The following is a 3,305-nucleotide window of genomic DNA, read 5'->3' as shown; positions in this document are numbered from 1 at the left end:
GACCACCACGGCCGCCTTTGCCCGGCGCTGGATCGCGCCGATCCTGGCCCGCTTCCAGGCGGATTGCCCGGAGGTGCGGGTGCAGGTGACCGCCACCGACGCGGTGCTGGACCTGGTGCAGGCCGGCATAGACATCGCCATCCGCCAGGCGGCGCTGCCCGACAGCACGCTGATGGCGCGGGAGCTGGCGCCGAACTGGCGGGTGGCCTGCGCCGCGCCGGACTACCTGGCCCGGCGGGGCCGCCCGGAAACGCCGGCGGATCTGGCCGGCCATTCCTGCATCGTCTATGGCGACCCGCCGATGACGGAATGGAGCTTCGCGCGGCCGGGCGAGCCGCCGGTCGAGGTCGCCGTCTCCGGCGCGATCATGAGCAATGACGGCGAGGTGGCGCATGAGGCGGCGCTGGCCGGCGCCGGCATCGTGCTGAAGTCGATCTGGTACGTGGCCGGGGACCTGGCCGCCGGCCGGCTGGTCCGGGTGCTGGAGGGCTGGCAGTCGCCGGCCTCGCCGCTGCAGGCGGTATTCCCCTCGGCCCGGCATTTGGCGCCGAAGACCCGTGCCTTCCTCGACGTGCTGGGCGCCGAGCTGCGCGTCGCCGCCCGGCGGCTGGGCGAGCCATGACGCCTTGCCAGGGTGCGCCGGGGCTGCTCAACTCGCGGACATCCGGCCGACACGTGGCCGCGCTCCCGAGATGATGGACCCGATGACCGAGCCTGCGCCCATTCCCGTGTTCGACGGGCATAACGACGTCCTGCTGCGCCTCCTGAAGTCCCACGCGGCCTCGGCAGAGACCGCTTTCATCGAGGGCACCACGACCGGCCATCTCGACCTCCCGCGGGCGCGAAAAGGCGGTTTCGTCGGCGGCATGTTCGCGATCTTCCCGCCGCCGGTGCAGGGCTCCGGCAGCCCGATCGACCGGATGCAGGGCGGCAGCTACACCGTGCCGCTGCCGCCGGAGCTGGGACTGGCCGACGCCCAGGCCTCGACCATCGCCATGGCGTCGATCCTGCTGCGGCTGGAGCGGGCAGGGGGCCTCAGCGTCTGCCGCAGCGTCGGCGAGATCCGGGCCGCCATCGCCCGCGACTCGCTGGCCACGGTGTTCCACATCGAGGGCTGCGAGGCGATCGACACCGATTTCCGCATGCTCGACGTGCTGTACGCCGCCGGTCTGCGGTCGCTCGGCATCGTCTGGAGCCGGCCGAACGCCTTCGGCCACGGCGTGCCCTTCACCTTCCCGAGCACGCCGGACACCGGGCCGGGCCTGACCGATGCCGGGCGCGAGCTGGTGCGGCTGTGCAACGAGCGCCGCATCCTGATCGACCTGTCGCATCTGAACGAGAAGGGCTTCTGGGACGTGGCGGAACTGTCCTCGGCGCCGCTGGTCGCGACCCATTCCAACGCCCATTCGGTCTGCCCGCATGCGCGCAACCTGACTGACCGGCAGCTCGACGCGATCCGCGAGAGCGGCGGCATGGTCGGCCTCAACTTCGCCACCGCCTTCCTGCGTCCCGACGGGTCGATGAACGCCGACACCGATCTCGAGGTCATGGTCCGGCACCTCGACGCGCTGATCGAGCGGCTGGGCGAGGACGGGGTCGGCATGGGCTCCGATTATGACGGCGCCACGGTGCCGGCGGCGATCAGGGACGTGGCCGGGCTGCCGCGGCTGTTCGAGGCGCTGCGCGCCCATGGCTACAACGATGCGCTGCTGCGCAAGCTGGGCACCGAGAACTGGTTCGGGGTGCTGGAGCGCACCTGGGGCGGCTGATCGAGGGGCGGCCGCGGCAAAAGGCTGCGGCTGCCTGCCTCCAGCAACCGGTGCAAATCCGCAATTGCGAATGATTTGCATTTGAACTAAGGTCGCGCCCATCTCGTTCCGGGGGTGAAATCAGGGTCGGATGGCCGAGCAGGATCGGTCCTCGCTGCTGGCGCTGCTGACGCGCCACTACCAGGAGCTGCTGCGCCATCTGACCCGCCGGCTGGGCAGCCCCAGCGCGGCGGCGGACGTGGCCCAGGACACCTGGCTGCGGCTGCGCCGGGCCGAGGCGGTGCCGGAGCTGCAGAACCCCCAGGCCTATCTGTTCCGCATCGCCGACAACCTCGCGAAAGACCGGCTGCGCAGCGACGCGGCGCGGGCCCGCACCCTGGCGCCGGCCGAGCTCGGCGACGACCGCCCCTGCGACGCGCCGGGCGCGGATGCGGTGCTGGACCACCGCCAGCGGCTGCAGGTGCTGGGGCGCGCGGTGGCGGAGCTGCCGCCGAAATGCCGGGAGGTGTTCCTGCTGCACAAATTCGACGGGCTGAGCCATGGCGAGATCGCCGCGCGGCTCGGCATCTCGAAGAGCATGGTGGAGAAGCATGTGATGAAGGCCCTGGCCCATTGCCGCGACCGCATGCGCGACCTGCTCGACTGACGGAAGGTGAGGGAAGGGCCTGGCGGATTCGTCTTTGCTGACGGGCACCGCCGCGAACGACCGAAGACATGACCATGGATCTCCAGCCCAGTAGCCCGCATCTCTCGCACCCGATGTGGCCTGCGCCGGTTGAAGACGCCGGCAGGGCAGGAGCCGTGCGCGGCGCGATGCAGCGCATCGGGCAAGCGCGGCGACGCACCCTGCCGGCGTCTTCAACCGGCCGAAGGGTTGCCTTGCGGCGGGCGCCTGCGGCCCGGGCGGCTCGACCGTATGTCCCTATACGCTCTTCGCCGCCGGAGCCGCATTCACCTCGCGCAAGGCAACGCAGGCCACATCGGGTGCGAGAGATGCGGGCTGAGGACCAGGCTCTTGAATGGTTCGTCCGGATCAATTCCGGCGAGGCCTCGGCCGCCGACCGCACCGCCTTCGAGGCCTGGCTGGCCGCCGATCCGGCGCATGGCCGCGAGATCGATGTCCTGGCCGGGCTGTGGGCGGATCTCGGCCGCATCCCCGACCCGCGGCCCCGCACGGCGCAACCGGCAAAGGCGCTGCTGCTCGGCCGGCGCCGGGTCCTGGCCGGCGGCCTGGCCTTCGCCGGGCTCGGCGGGGTGGTGGCGCTGACCGGCCTGCCGGCGGCCCTGACCAGCGATATCTGGACCGGCACCGGCGAGCTGCGCACGGTGGTGCTGGAGGATGGCACCCGGGTCGATCTCGACGCCGGCTCGGCCCTGTCGCTGGCCTTCTCGGATTCGCTGCGGGAGGTCTCGCTCGACCGCGGCCGGGCGCTGTTCACCGTGGCGAAGGATCCGGCCCGGCCGTTCCGCGTCTCGGCCGGGCCGGGGCGCAGCACCGCCCTCGGCACCCAGTTCGTGGTCCATCGCTGGGCCGGC

4 protein-coding genes are annotated in these 3,305 nt (G+C 71.9%); all 4 read left to right on the top strand.

Annotated features, from left to right (window positions below; translation table 11 throughout):
• The coding region (locus P409_RS30045) for a substrate binding domain-containing protein (protein WP_034847063.1) at positions 1–622 on the top strand (622 nt) is incomplete at its 5' end.
• Between the two features lie 82 nt (positions 623–704).
• The gene (locus P409_RS30040) at positions 705–1,769 is read left to right on the top strand and encodes a dipeptidase (protein WP_034847065.1); all 1,065 of its coding nucleotides are present in this window, start codon (positions 705–707) and stop codon (positions 1,767–1,769) included.
• 130 nt (positions 1,770–1,899) lie between these two features.
• Positions 1,900–2,415 (top strand): sigma-70 family RNA polymerase sigma factor, encoded by a 516-nt coding sequence (locus tag P409_RS30035; protein WP_034847060.1) that lies wholly within the window; start codon positions 1,900–1,902, stop codon positions 2,413–2,415.
• A gap of 347 nt (positions 2,416–2,762) precedes the next feature.
• The coding region (locus tag P409_RS30030) for a FecR family protein (protein ID WP_161790497.1) at positions 2,763–3,305 on the top strand (543 nt) is incomplete at its 3' end.

Origin of the sequence: Inquilinus limosus MP06 (assembly GCF_000767795.1) — a bacterium.
Lineage (GTDB): Bacteria > Pseudomonadota > Alphaproteobacteria > DSM-16000 > Inquilinaceae > Inquilinus > Inquilinus limosus_E.
This window is presented reverse-complemented; position numbering and strand designations above follow the sequence as displayed.